Annotated in this window: 20 protein-coding genes; 17 read left to right on the top strand and 3 right to left on the bottom strand. The window is 71.3% G+C overall.

The window, feature by feature from the left end; genetic code table 11:
* The 12 genes from NVV32_RS05275 (at window position 1) to NVV32_RS05330 (ending at window position 11,150) form a co-directional block, all read left to right on the top strand.
* On the top strand, window positions 1-651 hold the full coding sequence (locus NVV32_RS05275; protein ID WP_055772603.1) for a CoA transferase subunit B: 651 nt from the start codon (window positions 1-3) through the stop codon (window positions 649-651).
* Complete coding sequence (locus NVV32_RS05280) at window positions 648-1,256, top strand: MaoC family dehydratase (protein WP_082471593.1); 609 nt, start codon at window positions 648-650, stop codon at window positions 1,254-1,256. The genes NVV32_RS05275 and NVV32_RS05280 overlap by 4 nt, the downstream gene beginning before the upstream one ends.
* Complete coding sequence (locus NVV32_RS05285; RefSeq protein WP_422391616.1) at window positions 1,253-2,074, top strand: HpcH/HpaI aldolase/citrate lyase family protein; 822 nt, start codon at window positions 1,253-1,255, stop codon at window positions 2,072-2,074. The genes NVV32_RS05280 and NVV32_RS05285 overlap by 4 nt, the downstream gene beginning before the upstream one ends.
* A gap of 29 nt (window positions 2,075-2,103) precedes the next feature.
* Entirely contained in the window at window positions 2,104-3,369 is a 1,266-nt protein-coding gene (dxr, locus tag NVV32_RS05290) for a 1-deoxy-D-xylulose-5-phosphate reductoisomerase (protein WP_422391617.1), read from the top strand.
* Window positions 3,366-4,709 (top strand): M50 family metallopeptidase, encoded by a 1,344-nt coding sequence (locus tag NVV32_RS05295; protein ID WP_055772593.1) that lies wholly within the window; start codon window positions 3,366-3,368, stop codon window positions 4,707-4,709. Before dxr ends, NVV32_RS05295 begins: the two co-directional genes overlap by 4 nt.
* Before the next feature lie 39 nt (window positions 4,710-4,748).
* Window positions 4,749-5,351 carry a MarR family transcriptional regulator gene (locus NVV32_RS05300; protein WP_422391618.1) on the top strand — a complete coding sequence of 201 codons (603 nt, stop codon included), beginning with the start codon at window positions 4,749-4,751 and terminating at the stop codon, window positions 5,349-5,351.
* Window positions 5,352-5,510: 159 nt separating this feature from the next.
* Window positions 5,511-5,951 (top strand): hypothetical protein, encoded by a 441-nt coding sequence (locus NVV32_RS05305; RefSeq protein ID WP_422391619.1) that lies wholly within the window; start codon window positions 5,511-5,513, stop codon window positions 5,949-5,951.
* An 18-nt stretch (window positions 5,952-5,969) separates the two neighbouring features.
* Window positions 5,970-6,260 carry a YciI family protein gene (locus NVV32_RS05310; protein WP_055772584.1) on the top strand — a complete coding sequence of 97 codons (291 nt, stop codon included), beginning with the start codon at window positions 5,970-5,972 and terminating at the stop codon, window positions 6,258-6,260.
* Between the two features lie 110 nt (window positions 6,261-6,370).
* The gene (gene ispG, locus NVV32_RS05315; protein ID WP_055772581.1) at window positions 6,371-7,537 is read left to right on the top strand and encodes a flavodoxin-dependent (E)-4-hydroxy-3-methylbut-2-enyl-diphosphate synthase; all 1,167 of its coding nucleotides are present in this window, start codon (window positions 6,371-6,373) and stop codon (window positions 7,535-7,537) included.
* A complete protein-coding gene (locus tag NVV32_RS05320) occupies window positions 7,491-8,393 on the top strand; it encodes a GNAT family N-acetyltransferase (protein WP_055772578.1) in 903 nt (300 codons plus the stop codon). Before ispG ends, NVV32_RS05320 begins: the two co-directional genes overlap by 47 nt.
* A gap of 130 nt (window positions 8,394-8,523) precedes the next feature.
* Entirely contained in the window at window positions 8,524-10,323 is a 1,800-nt protein-coding gene (locus NVV32_RS05325; RefSeq protein WP_422391620.1) for a proline--tRNA ligase, read from the top strand.
* 14 nt (window positions 10,324-10,337) lie between these two features.
* Window positions 10,338-11,150 (top strand): sulfite exporter TauE/SafE family protein, encoded by an 813-nt coding sequence (locus tag NVV32_RS05330; RefSeq protein ID WP_422392000.1) that lies wholly within the window; start codon window positions 10,338-10,340, stop codon window positions 11,148-11,150.
* Window positions 11,151-11,222: 72 nt separating this feature from the next.
* Here NVV32_RS05330 and NVV32_RS05335 read toward each other — a convergent pair whose 3' ends face one another.
* Window positions 11,223-12,257 carry an aminoglycoside phosphotransferase family protein gene (locus NVV32_RS05335; protein WP_055772572.1) on the bottom strand — a complete coding sequence of 345 codons (1,035 nt, stop codon included), beginning with the start codon at window positions 12,255-12,257 and terminating at the stop codon, window positions 11,223-11,225.
* Window positions 12,250-13,545, bottom strand: coding sequence for a DUF4439 domain-containing protein (locus NVV32_RS05340; RefSeq protein WP_422391621.1), 1,296 nt, complete (start codon window positions 13,543-13,545; stop codon window positions 12,250-12,252). The genes NVV32_RS05335 and NVV32_RS05340 overlap by 8 nt, the downstream gene beginning before the upstream one ends.
* A gap of 105 nt (window positions 13,546-13,650) precedes the next feature.
* On the opposite strand from NVV32_RS05340, the gene rimP reads away from it, so the two are divergent.
* The 5 genes from rimP (at window position 13,651) to rbfA (ending at window position 19,311) form a co-directional block, all read left to right on the top strand.
* Window positions 13,651-14,280, top strand: a complete 630-nt coding sequence (gene rimP, locus NVV32_RS05345) for a ribosome maturation factor RimP (RefSeq protein ID WP_422392001.1) — start codon at window positions 13,651-13,653, stop codon at window positions 14,278-14,280.
* 10 nt (window positions 14,281-14,290) lie between these two features.
* Entirely contained in the window at window positions 14,291-15,280 is a 990-nt protein-coding gene (gene nusA, locus NVV32_RS05350; RefSeq protein WP_055772566.1) for a transcription termination factor NusA, read from the top strand.
* Between the two features lie 168 nt (window positions 15,281-15,448).
* Window positions 15,449-15,736 (top strand): YlxR family protein, encoded by a 288-nt coding sequence (locus tag NVV32_RS05355; protein ID WP_422391622.1) that lies wholly within the window; start codon window positions 15,449-15,451, stop codon window positions 15,734-15,736.
* A gap of 124 nt (window positions 15,737-15,860) precedes the next feature.
* Window positions 15,861-18,761, top strand: coding sequence for a translation initiation factor IF-2 (infB, locus tag NVV32_RS05360; RefSeq protein WP_422391623.1), 2,901 nt, complete (start codon window positions 15,861-15,863; stop codon window positions 18,759-18,761).
* Between the two features lie 112 nt (window positions 18,762-18,873).
* On the top strand, window positions 18,874-19,311 hold the full coding sequence (gene rbfA, locus NVV32_RS05365; RefSeq protein ID WP_055772560.1) for a 30S ribosome-binding factor RbfA: 438 nt from the start codon (window positions 18,874-18,876) through the stop codon (window positions 19,309-19,311).
* A gap of 194 nt (window positions 19,312-19,505) precedes the next feature.
* Here rbfA and NVV32_RS05370 read toward each other — a convergent pair whose 3' ends face one another.
* Window positions 19,506-20,687, bottom strand: a complete 1,182-nt coding sequence (locus tag NVV32_RS05370) for a pyridoxal phosphate-dependent aminotransferase (protein WP_422391624.1) — start codon at window positions 20,685-20,687, stop codon at window positions 19,506-19,508.
* Window positions 20,688-20,705: the final 18 nt, after the last annotated feature.

Consider the following 20,705-nt stretch of genomic DNA (forward strand, 5'->3'; position numbering starts at 1 on the left):
ATGGCGCTCACCCGCAACGACCTCGCCGCGAGGGTCGCCCTGGAGCTCGAGAACGGCCAGTACGTCAATCTCGGCATCGGCATGCCCACGCTCATCCCGAACTACATCCCCGACGGCGTCGAGGTGGTGCTGCACTCGGAGAACGGCATCCTCGGCGTGGGACCCTACCCCGCGGAGGACGCCGTCGATCCCGACCTCATCAACGCCGGCAAGGAGACCGTCACCGCGAACGCCGGTGCCGCCTACTTCGACTCGGCCGCGTCCTTCGGCATGATCCGCGGTGGCCACGTGGACGTCGCCGTGCTCGGCGCGATGGAGGTCGCCCGGAACGGCGACCTCGCGAACTGGATGGTGCCGGGGAAGATGGTCAAGGGCATGGGCGGTGCCATGGATCTCGTGTTCGGCGCCAAGCGGGTGATCGTCATGATGGAGCACGTCGACCGTGCCGGACGCCCCAAGATCGTCGAGGCGTGCTCCCTCCCGCTGACGGGCAAGGGCTGCGTGAACCGCATCGTCACCGACCTCGCCGTGATCGACGTCGAGGCGGACGGCCTCGTGCTGCGCGAGACGGCGCCCGGTGTCACGGTCGACGACGTGGTGGCGGCGACGGGCGCACCGCTGCGGATCGCCCTCACGGACGCCGCGGCGTGACCGCTCCCGCCGCCCCGTCGGGCGACACCGACGGGACAGCCCCCGACCGCCGCGTCATCGAGCAGCGTGGTCTCTACCTCGACGAGCTCGAGGTGGGTGCCGTCTACGCCCACCGGCCGGGCCGCACCCTCACCGAGGCGGACAACGTCCTGTTCACGACCCTCACCATGAACACCCAGGCCCTGCACCTCGACGCCGCCTGGTCCGAGGGCCAGCCGTTCGGCCAGCGGCTCGTCAACTCGATGCTGACCCTCGCGACGCTCGTCGGCCAGTCGGTCTCGCAGCTGACGCAGGGCACCATCGTGGCGCAGCTGGGCCTGACCGACGTCGCCTTCCCGAAGCCGCTCTTCCACGGGGACACCCTGTACACGGAGACGGAGGTCACCGGTGTCCGCGCGTCCTCGTCCCGCCCCGGCCAGGGCATCGCGACCATGACCCACACCGGACGCAACCAGCACGGCGACGTCGTCGCCACCGCCACCCGCTCGGTGCTCATGTGGTCCTCGGCGGCGGCCCCGACCACAGCACGGACGACGGCCCCGACCACAGCACGGACGACGGTACGGACGACAGCACCGACGACGGTCGCGCAGGAGCGATCATGAGCGGCATCCAGCTCGGACCCGCACTCCTCTTCTGCCCGGCCGATCGCCCCGAGCGCTACGCGAAGGCGGCCGAGCGGTCGGACACGGTCATCCTCGACCTCGAGGACGCCGTCGCTCCCGCCGCGAAGCCGGCCGCCCGGCAGGTGCTCGCCGCCTCGTCGCTCGATCCCGCCCGGACCGTCGTCCGCCTGAACGCCGTCGGTACGGCCGACTTCGCGCTCGACTGCGAGGCCGTCCGCGGCACGCCGTACCGGACGGTCATGCTGGCCAAGACGGAATCACCGGAGGACGTCGACGCCGTCCGCTCGGCCCTCGGCGACGTCGACGTCATCGCCCTCTGCGAGACCGCGCGCGGCGTCGTGAACGCCGTGGGGATCGCCCGCGCGAAGGGTGTCACCGCCCTCATGTGGGGGGCGGAGGACCTGGTGGCGTCCCTCGGCGGCACGTCGAGCCGCTCGCCGGACGGCATGTACCGCGCCGTGGCCCTGCACGCGCGCTCGCAGGTGCTGCTCGCCGCCGGGTCGGCGGGCTGCACCGCCATCGACGCCGTGTACGTGGACATCGCCGATGCCCGCGGCTTGGGCCTGGAGGCGGAGGATGCCGTCGCCTCGGGCTTCGGCGCCAAGGCCTGCATCCATCCGGGCCAGGTCGCAGCCGTGCGCACGGCGTTCGCGCCGGCCGCCGCCGACGTCGAGCACGCGCGGGCGCTGCTCGCCGCCGCCGAGCACGAGCGCGGGGTCTTCACCCACGAGGGGCGCATGGTCGACGAGCCCATCCTCCGGCACGCCCGGAGCGTGCTGGCCAGGGCCCGCGCCTGACGGTCGGGCTCCTGCGGGATACTGGTCCCATGGATTTCAGCAACCCGACCCGGGAGCACCGGCGCGTCACCATCCTCGGTTCCACCGGCTCCATCGGCACGCAGGCCCTCGACGTCATCGCCGCCGCACCGGACCGGTTCAGCGTCGCCGGGATCAGCGCGGGCGGGCGGGATCCGGAGCTCCTCGCACGCCAGGCCGTCGCCGTCCGGGCCCCGGCGGTCGGCGTCGCCACCGGCAGCGAGGCCGCGCTCGAGCAGGCCATCGGCACGGCAGCGGACGAGGCCGGCGTGTCCGGCTACGCACCCCGGCTCTTCGTGGGGGACCGGGCGGCCTCGGACGTCGCGGCGTGGCCCGACGCGGACGTCGTCCTCAACGGCATCACCGGGTCCATCGGCCTGGAGCCGACGCTGGCGGCGCTGGGTGCCGGGCACCTCCTCGCGCTCGCCAACAAGGAATCGCTGATCGCCGGGGGAGCCCTCGTGCGCGCGGCGGCCGCCCCCGGCCAGCTCGTCCCCGTGGACTCCGAGCACTCCGCCATCGCGCAGGCCCTGCGCGGCGGGACGGCGGACGAGGTGGACCGGCTCGTGCTGACGGCGTCCGGCGGTCCGTTCCGCGGCATGACGCGGGCACAGCTGCAGGACGTCACGCCGGCGCAGGCCGTCGCCCACCCCACCTGGGACATGGGCCGCGTGATCAGCACCAACTCCGCGTCGATGGTGAACAAGGCCCTCGAGGTCATCGAGGCGCACCTGCTGTTCGACATCCCGCTCGAGCGCATCGACGTCGTCGTGCACCGGCAGTCCATGATCCACTCCATGGTCCAGTTCATCGACGGATCCACGCTCGCCCAGGCATCGCCGCCGGACATGCGCCTGCCCATCGCCCTCGGCATCGGCTGGCCGTTCCGCGTGGCCGGGTCCGCCCGCGCCTGCGACTGGAGCCGCCCGTCGGAGTGGACGTTCGAGCCGCTCGACGAGCAGGCCTTCCCCGCGATCGTGGAGGCCAAGCGGGCGGCAGCCGAGGGCGGCACGCGCATGGCGGTGTTCAACGCCGCGAACGAGGAGGCCGTCGAGGCGTTCCACCAGGGAGCCATCGGCTTCACGGACATCGTGGACATCGTGTCCGCCGTCGTCGACGAGCAGCGCCGCCTGGACGCGGATGCAGGAACTGCGCTGACCCTGGCTGCCGTGCTCGAGGCGGAGCGCTGGGCACGTAGGCGGGCGCGGATCCGTTGTGGGGTGGTGGAACCAGCGGCCGGGGCGGCCGCTGCCGAAGACCTGAAGGACACGTTGTGACCGTTCTGCTGTTCATCGCCGGCGTCCTCGTCGTCGTCGTCGGCATCGCCGCGTCGATCGCCCTGCACGAGGTGGGGCACCTGGTCCCCGCGAAGCTGTTCCGGGTCCGGGTCACGCAGTACATGGTGGGGTTCGGGCCGACCGTCTGGTCCCGCCGCCGCGGGGAGACCGAGTACGGGTTCAAGGCCATCCCGGCAGGCGGCTACGTCTCGATGGTGGGCATGTTCCCGCCTGCCTCGACGGCGGCCGGAGCCGTGCGGCGGTCCAGCACGGGCGTCTTCCAGCAGCTCACCGACGACGCGCGCCAGGCGGCCGCCGAGCAGCTGCAGCCCGGCGACGAGGACCGCGTGTTCTACAAGCTGCCCATCTGGAAGCGCATCATCATCATGCTCGGTGGTCCCCTGATGAACCTGCTGATCGGGACCGTGCTGTTCGCCGTCCTGATCATGGGCTTCGGCACCGCGCAGCCGACCACCACGCTGTCCTCCGTCTCCGAGTGCGTCGTCCCCGCGAGCCAGCAGGCCGCCACGGGCCAGACCGAGTGCACGCCGGCCGACCCGGCCGCTCCCGGCTCCGAGGCGGGCCTGCTGCCCGGGGACCGGATCGTCGCCTTCGACGGCCGGGAGGTCGCCGACTGGGACTCCTTCTCGGGCTGGATCCGCGAGGCCGCGGGCCGCGAGGTGTCCATCAGCTACGTGCGCGACGGCGAGACCATCGAGTCGACCATCACGCCCCTCCTTACGGAGCGGCCCGTCGCCTCGGAGGACGGCACGCCTCTGGTGGACGACGACGGCGTGGCGGTGACGCAGGAGGTGGGCTTCCTCGGCGTCGGGTCCACGCAGGAGCTCGTCCCGCAGCCCGCGGGTGAGGTGCTGCCCGCCGTGGGCGATTCCCTCGCCCGGGTGGCCGGGGTGGTGCTCAACCTGCCGCAGCGTGTCGTCGAGGTCGGTCAGGCAGCGTTCTCCGACGCGCCGCGTGATCCCGAGGGGCCCATCAGCGTGGTGGGTGTCGGGCGGATCGCCGGCGAGATCTCGGCGATGGAGGAGATCCCGGTGGCGTCCCGGACCGCGACGCTCATCGGCCTGGTGGCCGGCGTGAACCTGGCCCTGTTCGTCTTCAACCTGATCCCCCTTCTCCCGCTCGACGGCGGACATGTGGCGGGCGCCCTGTGGGAGGGACTGAGGAGGACGTTCGCCCGCCTGGTCCGGCGTCCCGATCCGGGGCCGTTCGACATGGCGAAGCTCCTCCCGCTCACCTATGCGGTGGCGATCCTGCTGATGGGCATGGGCGTGCTCCTGATCTACGCCGACATCGTGAAGCCGGTCGACTTGTTCGGCTGATCGGTTGTAAATTGCATTTCAACCCCATACGGTTGATAAATGTTCGTCCTCACCATCGACCAGATCGGCAGCCGGAGCTCGACCGACCGGATTCCCGGGCTGCTCGCGCTCCTCCGTCCGGTCCCCACGGTCCTGCCGTGGGAGCGATCGGTCGGCGACGAGGCCCAGGGCGTCCTCGCCGGGTCATCCGACGTCGTCCAGGCCGTGCTCCTGTGCCTCCGCGCGGGCGGCTGGTACATCGGTATCGGCGTCGGGGAGATCGACACGCCGCTGCCCGCCTCCCCCCGGGAGGGACGCGGCTCGGCCTTCGTCCACGCCCGCGCCGCCGTCGACCGTGCGAAGAAGACGGGGGAGCGCGCGCCGCTCGCGGTCGAGGGGCCCGACGGCGCAGCCGAGGCGGAGGGCGTCCTGGCTCTCCTCGGACGCCACGTCCTGGCGCGGTCGGAGGCCGAGTGGCGCATCCTCGACCTCCTCGAACCGGGAGTGCGCGGCACGCAGACCGCCGTCGCCCGGACGCTGGGCATCACGCCGCAGGCCGTGAGCAAGGCCGCCGCCAGGGCGGCCTGGCACGAGGAGCAGGCGGTGCGACCCGCGGCGGCGCGGCTGCTGACGTGGGTGGACCGTGACGCGGTGACGCCGTGACGAGGTGACGCCGTGACGAGGTGACGCCGTGACGAGGTGACGCGGTGACGCCTGTCCCGCGGGCGGGGCGCAGCGGTGGCCGCGATCGTGGGTGCCGTGCGGTAGACATGGAGCAGGACGGTCGGGCCGGGCGTCCGGCCGGTCGCGGAAGGGGAATCGATGGAGGCTCTGTGGATCGTCGTGGCCCTGCTCGCCGCGGGCGGCGTCGGACTGCCCGTGACCATGCTGGTGCTGCGCCTGGCCCGGTCGGTCGACACCGCGGAGCGCCGCCGCGCAGAACCGCCCGAGCCCGCCGACCAGCCCCAGTTCGAGCTGCCGGCACCGCCCGCCGAGCCTCCGAGGGCGCCGGTGGACGCCCTGCCGCCGGGCGTCCTGCGCGGCGGGCTGGTGATCGGGGTGCTCGAGCGCCTCGCGGTCACCGTGGCGATCCTCGGCGGGCAGCCGGTCGCGATCGCCTACGTCGTGGCGGTGAAGGCCCTGGGCAGGTACGCGGAGCTGAAGGAGTCACCCGCGGCCTCCGAGCGCTTCATCATCGGGACCCTGGCCTCCATGCTGTGGGCCGCCGGTGTCGCGTCGGTCGTCAAGGTCTACCTGCTGTGATTCACGTAGGGTGAGGCCATGAGTATCTTCGCCGTCGAATACGTGTACAACCCCGATCACGAGGAGCTCCGCGCGGAGCACCGCCCCGCGCACCGCCAGTGGCTCGAGGAGCTCGTCGGGCAGGGCCGCGTCCTCGCCGCAGGGCCCTTCACGGACGGAAGCGGCGCGCTCCTGATGTTCTCCGCCGAGACGGAGGCGGACCTCAACCAGCTCGTCAGCGAGGACCCCTTCGCGCGGGTCGGTGCCATCTCGGCCGTGCAGACCACGGAGTGGAACCCGGTCATCGGGGCGTTCCGCGACCGCGTGTGAGCACCGTGTGAGATGGATCGCGGGCGGCCCGCGAAGCCCCGGGTCGGGTGGATAATGAAATCAGGAATCTCGTCACACGAGCGGTTCAGGCCGCCAGCATGGAGGATGTTTTGACCTCGGTCAGCCTAGGAATGCCAGCAGCACCGCCGCCCGTCCTCGCCCCCCGGCGCAAGACCCGCCAGATCAAGGTCGGATCGGTGGGTGTGGGCTCGGATTCGCCGATCAGCATCCAGTCGATGACCACCACGCCGACCACGGACATCAACGGGACGCTGCAGCAGATCGCGGAGCTCACGGCCACGGGCTGCGACATCGTCCGTGTCGCCTGCCCCTCCGCCGACGACGCCGCGGCGCTGCCCATCATCGCGAAGAAGTCGCAGATCCCCGTGATCGCGGACATCCACTTCCAGCCCAAGTACGTGTTCGCCGCGATCGACGCCGGCTGCGCCGCCGTCCGCGTCAACCCGGGCAACATCCGCAAGTTCGACGACCAGGTCAAGCAGATCGCCGCGGCGGCGAAGGCCGCCGGGACCTCGATCCGCATCGGCGTCAACGCCGGCTCGCTCGATCCCCGGCTGATGGAGAAGTACGGCAAGGCGACGCCCGAGGCCCTCGTCGAGTCCGCCGTGTGGGAGGCATCCCTCTTCGAGGAGCACGACTTCCACGACTTCAAGATCTCCGTGAAGCACAACGACCCCGTCATCATGGTGCGGGCCTACGAGCTCCTCGCCGAGCGCGGCGACTGGCCGCTGCACCTCGGCGTCACCGAGGCCGGCCCCGCCTTCCAGGGCACCATCAAGTCCGCCACGGCCTTCGGCGCCCTGCTCTCCAAGGGGATCGGCGACACCATCCGCGTCTCGCTCTCCGCCCCGCCGGTCGAGGAGGTCAAGGTCGGCAACCAGATCCTGCAGTCCCTGAACCTCCGCCCCCGCAAGCTGGAGATCGTCTCCTGCCCGTCGTGCGGCCGCGCCCAGGTGGACGTCTACACGCTCGCCGAGGAGGTCACCGCCGGCCTCGAGGGCATGGAGGTGCCCCTCCGCGTCGCGGTGATGGGGTGCGTCGTGAACGGTCCTGGAGAGGCCCGCGAGGCCGACCTCGGCGTCGCGTCCGGCAACGGCAAGGGACAGATCTTCGTTCGGGGAGAGGTCATCAAGACCGTCCCCGAGGACCAGATCGTGGAGACACTCATCGAGGAAGCGATGCGGCTCGCAGAGGAGATGGGTGAGGCTGATGGCGAAACTGCTGGCCAGGGTGGCCCCATGGTTACCGTTAGCTAGACCCCAGGCCGATCCCGAAGGACCGTGGTCCTTCCGCGTCCTCGGCGAACAGGACACCCGGGACCTCTGGGCGATCGTCAACGACGACCCGGTGGCGAACGTGTTCGTGGCGTCGCACCTCGAGTCGAGGGGGAGTGCCGCGCCGTCGCTCGCGGGCGGGGAGATCATCGGCATGTTCCGGCACAACGAGCTGCGCGCCGCCTGCTGGGCGGGCGTGAACCTCGTACCGGTCGGCGTCACGGACGAGACCGGGGCCATCTTCGGCGACCATCTCGGGCGCTCCGGCCGCACCTTCTCCTCCATCTTCGGACTCTCCGAGGGCGTCATGGACCTCTGGTCCACCCTCGAGGACTACAGCGGAGAACCCTTCGACGTGCGCCCCACCCAGCCGCTCATGGCGATCCACTCGGACCCGCTCATCGCACCGGCCGAGGACCTGCGCTTCACCCGGCCCGAGGAGCTCGACCGGCTCCTGCCCGCCTGTGCGGCGATGTTCGAGGAGGAGGTGGGCTACTCACCGTTCATCGGCGGATCGGACCACTACCGCCGCCGTGTCGCCTCCCTCATCGGACGGAAGCACTCCCTGGCGGCGTTCGACGACGGCGGCACGGTGGTCTTCAAGGCCGAACTGGGCACCGTGTCCTCCCAGGCCGTCCAGGTGCAGGGCGTGTGGATGAACCCCGACCACCGGGGCGAGGGACGCAGCGCGGCCTACATGGCCGCAGTCGTCGTCGCCGCCCGCTCCCTGGCACCGACGGTGAGCCTCTACGTGAACTCGTACAACGCGCGCGCCATCGCCGCGTACAAGCGCGTGGGGTTCGATCAGGTGGACACCTTCGCGACCATCCTCTTCTGAGGAGCCGCCAGCGGGGCGCCCGTCGCGTGCCCGTCCCGGCGGGCCGACCCGCTAGATTGGTACCTGTTGTCTCCCGCCGGACGGCGGTGGGACCGATGGCAGCGCACCACCCAGACGAACGGACACCCGCGTGGTCTTACGACTCTCGACCCTCTTCCTGCGCACCCTGCGCGAGGATCCCGCCGACGCCGAGGTGGCGAGCCACCGCCTGCTCCTCCGCGCGGGCTACATCCGGCGAGCGGCCCCCGGGATCTACAGCTGGCTGCCGCTGGGACTGAAGGTGCTGGCGCGCGTCGAGGCGATCGTCCGCGAGGAGATGGAGGCGATCGGAGCGCAGGAGGTCCACTTCCCGGCGCTGCTCCCCAAGGAGCCCTACGAGGCCACCAACCGCTGGACCGAGTACGGCGACGGCATCTTCCGCCTCCAGGACCGCAAGGGCGCGGACTACCTCCTGGCGCCCACGCACGAGGAGATGTTCACGCTGCTGGTGAAGGACCTGTACACCTCCTACAAGGACCTTCCCGTCAGCCTGTTCCAGATCCAGACCAAGTACCGCGACGAGGCGAGGCCCCGCGCGGGACTCCTCCGCGGCCGCGAGTTCATCATGAAGGACTCCTACTCCTTCGACATCGACGACGAGGGCCTCGAGGCGAGCTACCAGCTGCACCGGGGAGCCTACCTGCGGATCTTCGAGCGTCTCGGGCTCGACGTCGTCCCCGTCACCGCGACGGCCGGGGCCATGGGCGGGTCCAGGAGCGAGGAGTTCCTCCACCCCACCCCGATCGGCGAGGACACCTTCGTGCGCTCCGCCGGCGGCTACACCGCCAACGTGGAGGCCGTGACCACGGTGGTCCCGGAGCCCGTGGACTTCTCCGCCGCCCCCGCGGCCGAGGTGCGGGACACGCCCGACACCCCCACCATCGACACGCTCGTGGCCCATGCCAACGCCTCGGCACCGCGTGAGGACCGTGCCTGGACGGCGGCGGACACGCTGAAGAACGTGGTGCTCGCCGCTGTGCTGCCGACCGGCGAGCGGGAGATCGTCGTCGTCGGCGTTCCCGGTGACCGGTCCGTGGACCTCAAGCGCATCGAGGCGACCATCGCCGGCCACCTCGAGACGGGCGGGGAAGTGACCGTTGAGGCTGCGAACGAGGACGACCTGAAGAAGAACCCCGGACTGGTCAAGGGCTACATCGGCCCCGGCCTCACCCCCGGGGACGCCGTGCTCGGGGCCGACGCGTCGACGGGCCTGCGCTACCTCGTGGACCCACGGATCGTCAGCGGTACCGCCTGGATCACCGGCGCCAACGAGCAGGGCAGGCACGTGTTCGGACTGGTGGCCGGCCGCGACTTCACCTGGGACGGCACCATCGAGGCCGTGGAGGTGCGCGAGGGCGACGAGGCCCCCGACGGATCCGGCCCGCTGGTGGCCGCCCGCGGCATCGAGATGGGCCACATCTTCCAGCTCGGCCGGAAGTACGCGGAGGCCCTCGGCCTCAAGGTCCTGGACCGGAACGGGAAGCTCGCCACCGTGACCATGGGCTCCTACGGGGTGGGTGTCACCCGCGCCATCGCGGCCCTCGCGGAGGCCAACCACGACGATCGGGGACTGATCTGGCCCCGCCACGTCGCCCCCGCCGATGTCCACGTCGTGGCGACGGGCAAGGGCGCCGAGATCTTCGAGGCGGCCGAGAAGCTCGCCGTCGATCTCGAGGCGGCCGGTCTGACGGTGCTCTACGACGACCGTCCGAAGGTCTCTCCCGGCGTGAAGTTCGGAGATGCGGAGCTCATCGGCGTCCCGACGATCGTCGTCGTGGGCCGTGGGCTCGCCGAGGGGGTCCTCGAGGTCAAGGACCGCCGCACGGGCGAGGCGCAGAACGTCGCGGTGGCCGACGCCGTCGCGCTGGTGCGCGGCATCGCCGCAGACTAGCGGCGATGTTCCCCGTGGGCTCGGGACTCGAGGAACTGCACCTCGCGACCATCCTGCTGGTCCTCGTCGCGGGATTCGCAGCGGGCTGGGTCGATGCCGTCGTGGGCGGCGGAGGCCTACTGCAGCTCCCGGCTCTGCTGCTGGTGCCCGGCATCACGCCCGTCGAGGCCCTCGCCACGAACAAGCTGGGCTCCATCTTCGGGACGACGACGAGCGCCGTCACGTACTACCGGCGCGCGCATCCCGACCTGCGGACGGCGCTGCCCATGGCGGCGATCGCCCTCGGAGGCAGCTTCGGCGGCGCCATCCTGGCCGCGTCGCTGCCGTCGTCGGTCTTCAAGCCGATCATCGTGGCCGCCCTCGTCGCCGTCGCGATCTTCACCGCGCTGAAGCCGTCCGTGGGGACCCTCACGCAGCTGCGCCACCACGGCGCACGCCACTACGGCACGGCGGCCGGCATCGGACTCGTCATCGGGTTCTACGACGGGCTGATCGGCCCGGGCACGGGATCCTTCCTCATCATCGCGATGGTCACGCTGCTGGGGTACAACTTCCTCGGCGCCAGCGCGAAGGCGAAGATCGTGAACATGGCGACCAACTTCGGTGCCCTCATGTTCTTCCTGCCCAACGGGTCCATCCTGTGGGGCCTCGGCCTGCTGCTCGGCGTCGCGAACATGGCCGGTGGCTACACGGGCTCCCGCATGGCGATCAGCCAGGGCAGCAGGTTCATCCGGATCGTGTTCCTCGCGGTCGTCGGCGCGCTGATCGTCAAGCTGGGCTACGACGTGTGGGTGGAGAACATCCGACCGCTGATGGCGTCCGACTAGTCCCTGCCGGGTGGTCCCTGCCGGGTGGTCCCTGCCGGGTGATTCCCTCCGGCCGCTCCTGGCGGGCGCCGCCTACAGGGCGGGCAGGTCGCCCACCGCAGGCAGGCCGTCGAGGGTCCTGCCGAGCACCGAACTGGCGACCCAGAGCGAGCGCTCGGCATCGCCGGTCCGCCCGTGACCGAGGTAGGAGAGTGCGTTCCTGACCTCCCGCACCACCGTCCAGCCGCGCGCCAGCTCCCCGTCGAAGCCCGCTGCCGCGGCGAGGGCGGAGCAGTGTGCCCGGAGATGGCCGGCCGGATCCGTCCCGTCGAGCTCGCCGAGCCTGTTCCACAGCATGGGCGCGACGGCGTACTCCGCGTCACCGAGGACGGGTTTGGGGTCGATCGCGGTGAAGTCGCGCAGCTGTCCCGGTGTCGACGGCAGGAGATTCCCGTAGTGCAGGTCGGTGTGCACCAGCACGTCCCGCTCTGACCGCCGGCCGAGCACCCCCCGCGACTGGCACACCTCGAGGGCGGACTCCATCAGCCACCGCGGGAAGGGTTCGCCGAGTTCGTCCCAGCGTGCCGGCAGCGTGTCCGTCCACTGCTCGGCCTCGGAGGCCAGATGCGGGAAGGACGCCCAGAGCGGGCTGTCGCCCGGCGTGATGGACAGCCGGCGGACCACATCGGCCCAGGGCCCCGGGGTCTCGTCGAGGGGTACGTCACGCAGGGACCGGTCGCCGTCGAGCCGGTCGAGCAGCAGGGTGAAGTCAGGGCGTGAGGCCGCGAGCAGGGTCACCGCGCCGTGCCCGTCCCACAGCTCCAGCGCGTCCGGCTCGGGACGGGCCTCCTCGTGCGGGATCGTGATCTTGAGGACCGCAGCCGCGGGGCCGGTCGCCCTCCGGCGGGTCACCGGCACGACGACGGCGCACTGTCCGGCCCAGGCGGGCTGCCCCGGCGGCAGATCGAGCTCCAGGTCCCAGGCGGCGAGACGATCCATCAGGACGGTGCTCCACTCCCGCATCCACCGTGCACCACCCTCGATGGTGCGGGCGCTGGCCACGAGCTGCGGGGGCAGGTCCGGCGGCCCGGCGACGGACTGTCGAGGCGGATGACCGTGCTCAGCCATCACCGGGCTCCGGTGCGACGGAGGGTGCAGTGGTGCCGGGTGCGGCGCCGCCGGCCGGATCCGCGGCATCCTCCAGGCCGGGGAGCGCCGTCAGCGGCGTCCCGGCGTCGAGACTGCGCTGCGCGGCCGCGTTGTACGAGGTGACGGCCCAGGCGCGAGCCTCGGGTCCGACGGTGGCGAGGAGGTCGACGTAGAAGACGGCGTGGTCCTGCTCGAGCTCCCTCACGGCGCCGGCGGGATCGGCGCGGAACCCCGTACCCAGCGCGTGACCGGCAGGGGCGGGGCCGGCCGGTGCGCAGAGCAGGGCCAGGCGCTCGGCTGCGGCGTCTGCCGCAGCCCGGTGGACACCCGACCGCGCCAGGGCGTCGCCCGGTTCCGGGAGCAGGGCGGCTGCGACGTCGTAGGCGTAGGCGGCGCGCTCCTCGGCGGCCTTGGCCTCCAGCAGGGCTGCGCGATCCGCGTCCGGGCCCAGGGGAGTGTCCGTGCACTCGACATCGGGGTCCACCGTGCCCGCTCCGCCGGGACGCGCCCCCGACGGACCGGGGCCGGCTCCGGGCGCCCCCGTCGGCGGGATCGCGGTGGCCGGACCGGACGGCACGGAAGGAGGGGATGAGGGGCCGTCCGGTCCGCCGGGCAGCCCGGAGAAGAGACCGGTCCCGGCCGCGAGATCGGTCGCGGGGACGGCATCGGCCGGGGGGAGACCGGGGTCGGCGCCGAGGAGCACGGACAGCAGCACGGCGTTCCGCCACTGGTTCGCCCCGGCTGCGGCGAGCACGCGGCCCGGACCCGGCTCGGCCTGCGCGGCATCATGGAGGCTTCGGAGCGCACTCTCCCGGAGCCCGGCGAGGACCGCACGGCCGTCGGCCGTCACCGCCGGGCCGGGCGTCGAGGACGCTTCCGGAGACGGCAGGAGGGGTTCCGATCCCTCGGGGTCCTGCGTCGGCGCTGCGGGAGAGCGCGGCAGCGCGACGGCGTCCGCCTGCACCTCGAGGTCCTCGGCGAGGGCGGTGAGGACGTCCGCGGCGGCCGGATCGAGGGCCGCGGCAGACCGCGCGTCCGCCGCCAGCGCGGTGTAGCCCGCCTCGGCGTCGAGCTGTGCCTGTTCGGTGGGGGAGGAGGACGGCCCGTCGGGTTCGGGCGGCCGCACGCCCAGGCCGAGGCCGACGACGAGGAGCACGGCGACGAACAGGCCGACCAGCCGGACGGCCCAGCCGGCGGCCCGACGCAGGCCGGAGGTCCGGCGCCCTTCGCGCGCCCGATCGCCGCCCTTCCGCCCCCGCACAGTCACAGTCCCCGATGATGCCACGGAGGGCCGCGTTCCCCCCGGTCACACACCGGGCGCCACGGAATGTCGGTACTCTTGGTGGACAACATCATCGAGTGGGAGGCAGCCATGGCGGTCCGGTCCGGGAACGAAAATCAAGCCTCGACCCGCAAGACGGCCGTCGAGGCCGAACTGCAGGCCGAGGCACAGCGCCTGCGGACCAGGCTGCAACCCGTGGTGGAGCAGCACAACCTCTATCTGGAGGATGTGGACATCAAGGTCGCCGGCTCGCACCGCACCGTCCACGTGGTCGTCGACCTCCCCGAGGAAGCCTCCGGCAGCGTCGGCCTCGATGTGATCTCCGCCATCTCCACCGACCTCTCCGCCGCCATGGACAGCGACCCGGACGACGACGACCGCCCGTACAGCCTCGAGATCTCCTCGCCCGGTGTCTCGCGGCCCCTCACGGAACCGCGGCACTGGCGACGCAATGTCGGGCGCCTGGTGGAGGTCAAGCCGGTCACCGGCGACGTCGTGGTCGGCAGGCTGCAGGAGGTCACCGCCTCCGGTATCCGGCTCCTCCCGCAACTGCCCGTCAAGAAGGGCATGAAGCCGAAGCAGGGCGACCCCCTCGCGCTCGAGTTCGCCAAGATCCGCACGGGGACCGTGCAGGTCGAATTCGCGCATCTCGATGATGAACACACCGACCACACCGATGGGGCCGAACCGGATTCCTCCGGCGCCGAGCACCACGCGTAAGGAGATCTACATGGACATCGACATGAGCGCCCTGAGGCTGCTCGAGCGCGAGCGGGAGATCCCGCTCGACAAGCTCGTCCCGACGATCGAGCAGGCACTGCTCATCGCCTATCACCGCTCCCCGGGGGCGCAGGAGACCGCACGCGCGGAGCTCGATCGCCGCAACGGCCACGTCACCATCTGGGCGACGGAGAAGAACGACGACGGCGAGAGCGTCGGCGAGTTCGACGACACCCCGAGCGGCTTCGGCCGTATCGCGGCGAGCACGGCGCGCCAGATCATCCTGCAGCGGCTGCGTGACGCGGAGGACGAGAACATCCTCGGCGAGTTCCGCGGCAAGGAGGGCGAACTCGTCGCCGGCATGATCCAGCAGGGCAATAACCCGCACATGATCCAGGTGAACCTCGGGTCCGTCGAGGCCGTCCTGCCGCCGCCCGAGCAGGTCCCCGGCGAGAAGTACCTGCACGGCACCCGGCTCCGTGCCTTCGTCGTCGATGTCCACCGTGGGATGAAGGGCCCCTCGATCACGCTGTCGCGGTCCCACCCCGGCCTGGTCAGGAAGCTCTTCGAGCTGGAGGTGCCGGAGATCGCGGACAGGACCGTCGAGATCGTTGCCCTGGCACGCGAGGCGGGTCACCGGACGAAGATCGCGGTCAAGGCCAACGTCCCGGGCGTCAACGCCAAGGGTGCATGCATCGGGGAGATGGGGACGCGGGTCCGTGCGGTCATGAACGAGCTCAACGACGAGAAGATCGACATCGTGGACTACAACGACGACGCCGCAGCCTTCATCGCCAGCTCGCTGTCGCCGTCGCGCGTCACCTCCGTCACGATCACGGACGAGGCCACGCGCTCCGCCCGCGTCGTCGTGCCCGACTACCAGCTGTCCCTGGCCATCGGCAAGGAGGGCCAGAACGCGCGCCTCGCGGCGAAGCTGACCGGGTGGCGGATCGACATCGTGTCCGATGCCGCGCAGCCCGCGCAGGCGGCGAAAGCCTGATCCGTCCGGTCTCCCGGAACGGTCGGAAGGGGTAGAATGGAACGGACTGCTGTCGAGTCGCGCCCGGACGACGTCGGTTCACGACGAGGATCCGGGCACCATCCGGCGGATGCCCATCCCGTACGCACCTGCGTGGGATGCCGCCGGCGGGACCGCCAGTCACACGTGATGCGGGTCGTTGCACGACCGATGGACGGACAGATGGTCGCCGTCATCGATGAGCGGCGCCGGCTATCCGGACGGGGTGCTTGGCTGCACCCCGACCCGGCATGCATGGACACGGCCATCAAGCGGAGGGCCTTCAGCAGGGCCTTCCGCGGGCCGGTCGACACTGCGCAGTTGGCAGTGGACTTCCAGGCATACCTGGGGCGTCTGAACCGAGGCCCCGATTCACCACCGTCCTCCCTGAAAGCGGGTCAGAACCCTCATGGAAACCCGATGAGAACCCAGCGATGAGTGCGCAACGATGACCCATCCGTTGCGCTCTGCATTCGATCTGCCAGCCGCCCTCGCGACTGGGATCAGCAGTAGGAAATAGACGGTTCGTGCCTGACTCGGTACGGACCGAGACAGGAGAAATGTGGCCAAGGTCCGCGTACACGAGCTCGCGAAAGAGCTCGGTATAACCTCGAAAGACGCAGTCGCAAAACTGCAGGAACTGGGCGAATTCGTCCGTTCAGCCTCGTCCACCATCGAGGCCCCCGTCGTGAAGAAGCTTCGCGGCGCATTCCCCGATGCCGGTGGCGCCAAGACCGCCCCGGCACCCGCACCCTCACGTCCCTCGGCGCCCACGCCGTCGGGCCCGAAGCCGGGAGCTGCCCAGGCGGCACCCGAAGCGCCAGCACCCGCAGCGCCGGCAGCACCCGTTGCGCCGGCAGCAGCCCCGGCCGCTCCGCAGGCATCGCCGTTCTCGAACGGTGCCGCGCCCGCTGACGTCCCCGCCCCCGCCGCCCAGGCGACTCCCGCGCCGACCCAGCAGGGTTCGCAGGAGGAACCGGGCCGTCCCGGCCCCCGTCCGGCCACGCCGCCCGCGGCGCCGTCCGCAGGGACGACGCGTCCGTCGGGAGCCCGTCCCGGTGGCGCTCCCCGCCCGGGCAACAACCCGTTCGCGCCCTCGCAGGGCATGGGTGCGCGCCGCGGCGACACCGACCGTCCCGAGCGCACCTCGCGTCCGGGCAACAACCCGTTCGCGCCCTCGCAGGGGATGCCGCGCCCGGGCCGTCGTGACGATGCGCAGCAGCGCCCCGCCGCCGGTCCCGGTGGACCCCGTCCCGCAGCCGGTGCGGGCGGACCCCGTCCCGCGGCAGGTGCCGGCGGTCCCCGTCCGGGCGCACCCCGTCCCGGCGCCCCCCGTCCCGGTGGCGCACCCGGATCACGCCCCACCCCTGGCATGATGCCCAACCGCACCGAGCGTCCCGCTGCCCCCGGCCGCGGAGCACCCGGAGCGGGAGCCGGTCCGCGCCGCGGTCCCGGTGGAGCCCCCAACAGCCCGAGCGGTGCACCCGCCGGCGGCGGCTTCGGCAAGGGCGGCCGCGGACGCGGCGGCACCGCCGGTGCCTTCGGCAAGGGCGGCGCCGGTCGCGGCAAGCAGCGCAAGTCGAAGCGTGCGAAGCGGCAGGAACTCGAGCAGATGTCGGCTCCCTCGCTGGGCGGCGTCAGCGTACCCCGTGGGGACGGCAACACCGTCGTCACGATGCGCCGTGGCTCGTCCATCACGGACTTCGCCGACAAGATCGAGGCGAACCCCGCAGCACTGGTGACCGTGCTCTTCCACCTCGGCGAGATGGCCACGGCCACCCAGTCGCTGGACGAGGACACCTTCGAGGTCCTGGGAACCGAGCTCGGCTACAAGATCCAGGTCGTGTCCCCCGAGGACGAGGAGCGCGAACTCCTCAGCAGCTTCGACATCGACTTCGATGCGGAGCTCGAGGCCGAGGGTGACGATGACCTGGAGGCCCGCCCGCCGGTCGTCACGGTCATGGGCCACGTCGACCACGGTAAGACGCGACTGCTCGACGCCGTCCGCAACACCAAGGTCGTCGAGGGCGAGCACGGTGGCATCACCCAGCACATCGGTGCCTACCAGATCCAGCACGTCCACGAGGACTCCACGCGGGCCATCACCTTCATCGACACCCCCGGTCACGAGGCGTTCACCGCCATGCGTGCCCGTGGTGCGAAGGTCACGGACATCGCCGTGCTCGTCGTGGCCGCCGACGACGGCGTCATGCCGCAGACCGTCGAGGCGCTGAACCACGCCCAGGCAGCCAACGTGCCGATCGTCGTCGCCGTCAACAAGATGGACAAGGAAGGCGCGAACCCGGACAAGGTCAAGGGCCAGCTCACCGAGTACGGCCTGGTCCCCGAGGAATACGGTGGCGACACCATGTTCGTCCACGTCTCCGCGCTCCAGGGCATGGGGATCGACGAGCTCCTCGAGGCCGTCCTGCTCACGGCCGATGCCGCGCTGGACATGCGGGCCAACCCGAACAAGGACGCCCGCGGTATCGCGATCGAGGCCAACCTCGACCGCGGCCGGGGTGCTGTCGCGACGGTGCTCGTGCAGTCCGGAACGTTGAACGTCGGCGACACGATCGTGGCCGGTACGGCTCACGGCCGTGTGCGCGCGATGTTCGACGAGAACGGCGACGTCGTCACGAAGGCCGAGCCGTCCCGCCCGGTCCAGGTGCTGGGCCTGTCCAACGTGCCCCGCGCCGGTGACACGTTCTTCGTCACGGACGACGAGCGCACCGCCCGTCAGATCGCCGAGAAGCGTGAGGCAGCGGACCGCAATGCGGCCCTCGCCAAGCGCCGCAAGCGCATCAGCCTCGAGGACTTCGACCAGGCCGTCGCCGACGGCAAGGTCGACACCCTCAACCTCATCCTCAAGGGTGACGTCTCGGGTGCCGTGGAGGCCCTGGAGGACTCGCTGCTCAAGATCGACGTCGGCGAGGGCGTGCAGCTGCGCGTCATCCACCGCGGCGTCGGTGCGATCACGCAGAACGACGTCAACCTGGCGACGGTCGACAACGCGATCATCATCGGCTTCAACGTCAAGCCGGCCGAGCGCGTCGCCGACCTGGCCGAGCGTGAGGGCGTCGACATGCGCTTCTACTCGGTCATCTACGCCGCGATCGACGATATCGAGCTCGCCCTCAAGGGCATGCTCAAGCCGGAGTACGAGGAGGTGCAGCTCGGTACCGCAGAGGTCCGCGAGGTGTTCCGTTCCTCCAAGTTCGGCAACATCGCCGGTTCGATCGTCCGGTCGGGCATCATCCGGCGGAACTCGCGGGCCCGTGTCCTGCGCGACGGCAAGGTCATCGGGGACAACCTCTCCGTGGACTCGCTCAAGCGCTTCAAGGACGATGCCACCGAGGTCCGGACGGACTTCGAGTGCGGTATCGGCCTGGGGTCGTTCAACGACGTCAAGGAAGGCGACACCATCGAGACCTTCGAGATGCGGGAGAAGCCCCGCGTCTAGGCCGTAGGTCAGCACAGGCGCTCCGGTCCTCCGGGGCGCCTGTGCCTGTCGCACCACCGGGACCCGCCGGCCGGGTCCCCCCACCAGACCAGCTTCAGTAGGAGTATCAGCAATGGCAGATCCGGCCCGCGCCGCGCGGCTCGCGCAGCGCATCAAAGTCATCGTCGCCGAGGCGCTCCGGCGTCGCGTGAAGGATCCCCGGCTGGAAGCCGTGACCATCACCGACGCGCGCGTCACGAACGACCTCCAGCACGCCACGCTGTACTACACGGTGCTGGGCGATCCGGAGGAGCAGCAGGCAACGCGCATGGCGCTCGAATCCGCCCGGGGCGTCCTTCGCTCGGAGGTCGGCAAGAACATCACCGCCCGGCTGACGCCCACGCTGGAGTTCGTCCCCGACGAGGTGCCGGTCAACGCCAGCCACCTCGAGGAATTGCTGCAGAAGGCGCGGGAGCGTGACGCGGAGGTGGCCGCCATCGCCCAGGGCGCGGACTTCGCCGGGGACGCGGACCCGTACCGCACCTCGGAGGACGACGAGGCGGCCCGCTAGGCTCCTCCTCCCGTCCGTTCCACGGATGGCCTGTACGACAACGGCAGCCGACCTCCGGGTCGGCTGCCGTTGTCGTATCCGGGGCGTCGGAGCTCGTCCGGAACCGCTTCGGACGTCGCCGGCGGGAGCCGGGGGACCGTCTGTTCCCCTACCCGAGGAGGGCTGACCCTGCGGGCAGCACGGCGTCGGCCGGATCAGGACCGACGCGGCGGTGCGGGCAGCCTGGACAGGCCCTCGACGAGATCCGCGGTCCGTCCGCAGAGGGCGATCCGCACCCAGCCCTCACCCATCGAACCGAAGGCCGTACCCGGTGCGAGGGCCACTCCGTGCTCGGCGAGGAAGGACCGCGTCCAGGCGCGGACATCCCCGCCCGTCGCGTGGCGGAGGTCCGCCCACAGATAGAAGGCGCCCCGGGCGTCGAGGTAGTCGATGCCCAGCCGGTCCAGCACGGCGGTCGCCTCGTCGCGATTGGCCCGGTAGTGATCCAGGGCGGTCCTGACGTAGTCCTGCGGACCCGTGAGCGCGGCGAGCCCGGCGTACTGGGAGGCGGCCGAGACGCAGGAGACCGTGGCTTCCATGACGTTGCTGAGGACGGCCTCCATCCCGGGCGGAACCACGAGGGCGCCGATGCGCAGCCCGGTGAGTCCGTAGGTCTTCGAGAGGGTGAGGGAGGTGATGACCCTGGCCTCCGTGGCCTCGGCGACGGCCTCGGGGCCCCCGGCGTCGAACCGCGCGGGGCTGACGTGCGGCACGTCGTAGGTGAAGGCCTCGTAGCATTCGTCGGAGATGATCCAGAGATCGTTCCGATGCGCGAACCGGACGAGCGCGCGCGTCAGGTCGTGGCTGAACACCGAGCCGAGCGGGTTCGACGGGGAGTTGAGCATGAGCACGCGTGTCGTCGGCGTCACGAGGCCCTGCAGATCCTCGATGCGCGGCTGGAAGCCGTGGCCCGGCACCAGGGGATAGGGCACCGGCCGGCCGCCCAGGAGTCCGACCGTCATCGCGAAGGTCGGGTACCCGGGATCGGGGACGAGGACCTCGTCCCCCTCGCCGATGAGGGTACTGAGCGCCAGGTGGAGGCCCTGCTGAGCTCCGGCGACGACGAAGATGCGTGACGGGTCGTCGTCCACGCCCGCGAGGCTCGCGAACCTGGACGCGAAGGCCGCACGGACCGGGCCGATGCCCGCGTTGGGTGTGTAGTTGGTGTCGTCCCGGTCGAGGGCGGCCATACCGGCCTCCAGGATGTGGCGGGCGACGGGGAAGGCCGGTTCGCCGATGCTCAGGACGATCGAGTCCGGGACCGCCCAGGCCGCCTGCGTGATCTCGCGGATCTGGTTGACCGGGACATTCGCCACGCGGGCGGGAGCGGAGGGCATAGGCAGTAGGGTATCGCG

This window comes from Arthrobacter sp. N1 (assembly GCF_048288285.1).
Lineage (GTDB): Bacteria > Actinomycetota > Actinomycetes > Actinomycetales > Micrococcaceae > Arthrobacter_D.

What these genes read in the sequence shown, in the direction of transcription:
- NVV32_RS05370 (WP_422391624.1), bottom strand. Translation starts at nt 20,687, where the DNA reads ATGCCCTCCGCTCCCGCCCGCGTGGCGAATGTCCCGGTCAACCAGATC.
- rbfA (WP_055772560.1), top strand. Translation starts at nt 18,874, where the DNA reads ATGGCAGATCCGGCCCGCGCCGCGCGGCTCGCGCAGCGCATCAAAGTC.
- dxr (WP_422391617.1), top strand. Translation starts at nt 2,104, where the DNA reads ATGGATTTCAGCAACCCGACCCGGGAGCACCGGCGCGTCACCATCCTC.
- NVV32_RS05285 (WP_422391616.1), top strand. Translation starts at nt 1,253, where the DNA reads ATGAGCGGCATCCAGCTCGGACCCGCACTCCTCTTCTGCCCGGCCGAT.
- nusA (WP_055772566.1), top strand. Translation starts at nt 14,291, where the DNA reads ATGGACATCGACATGAGCGCCCTGAGGCTGCTCGAGCGCGAGCGGGAG.
- rimP (WP_422392001.1), top strand. Translation starts at nt 13,651, where the DNA reads ATGGCGGTCCGGTCCGGGAACGAAAATCAAGCCTCGACCCGCAAGACG.
- NVV32_RS05355 (WP_422391622.1), top strand. Translation starts at nt 15,449, where the DNA reads ATGCGGGTCGTTGCACGACCGATGGACGGACAGATGGTCGCCGTCATC.
- NVV32_RS05305 (WP_422391619.1), top strand. Translation starts at nt 5,511, where the DNA reads ATGGAGGCTCTGTGGATCGTCGTGGCCCTGCTCGCCGCGGGCGGCGTC.
- NVV32_RS05335 (WP_055772572.1), bottom strand. Translation starts at nt 12,257, where the DNA reads ATGGCTGAGCACGGTCATCCGCCTCGACAGTCCGTCGCCGGGCCGCCG.
- NVV32_RS05300 (WP_422391618.1), top strand. Translation starts at nt 4,749, where the DNA reads ATGTTCGTCCTCACCATCGACCAGATCGGCAGCCGGAGCTCGACCGAC.
- NVV32_RS05275 (WP_055772603.1), top strand. Translation starts at nt 1, where the DNA reads ATGGCGCTCACCCGCAACGACCTCGCCGCGAGGGTCGCCCTGGAGCTC.
- NVV32_RS05310 (WP_055772584.1), top strand. Translation starts at nt 5,970, where the DNA reads ATGAGTATCTTCGCCGTCGAATACGTGTACAACCCCGATCACGAGGAG.
- NVV32_RS05320 (WP_055772578.1), top strand. Translation starts at nt 7,491, where the DNA reads ATGGCGAAACTGCTGGCCAGGGTGGCCCCATGGTTACCGTTAGCTAGA.